A 390-nucleotide genomic window follows, 5' to 3' on the forward strand; every position below is an offset into this window, starting at 1 on the left:
GCTCCCCACGCGAGTGCCAGCGCCAGAGGAAGAGCCAATCTCAAAGGTTGGAACAATGGTACGTGACCTCCCGAATGGGCACGCTACCATCACCAACGCACGCGCAGTGGGGCTCTTTCCTACCGCCGGCGCGGCCTCCCAAGCCCCCGAATCGCGTCAAGGCGCTGCACGTCCGCCGATCTCCGGGAAGCGCTCATAGGCCCGCTTCAGCGCGTCCAGGTGGGCGGGGTTGTCCAGGTCGAGCGGCGCGTCGGTGAGGTGCACGACCCAACCCGATGCAGTGCGCCGCGCTCGTGAGAGCAGGTCGGCGTCGCGGGCGGGGTCTGGGAACCCGATGGCCTGTGCGGCAGCGGCAGACCAGTAGTTCATCCAACCAAGGCAGTAGGGAAT

The 390-nt window shown here is 66.9% G+C and carries 1 protein-coding gene; it reads right to left on the minus strand.

Going from position 1 to position 390, the window contains the following annotated elements; genetic code table 11:
- Nucleotides 1–156 precede the first annotated feature (156 nt).
- Nucleotides 157–390 (minus strand): DUF5953 family protein (locus tag G4D87_RS38735; protein ID WP_240358962.1); only part of this gene is annotated, 234 nt, incomplete at its 5' end.

This window comes from Myxococcus vastator, from assembly GCF_010894475.1.
Lineage (GTDB): Bacteria > Myxococcota > Myxococcia > Myxococcales > Myxococcaceae > Myxococcus > Myxococcus vastator.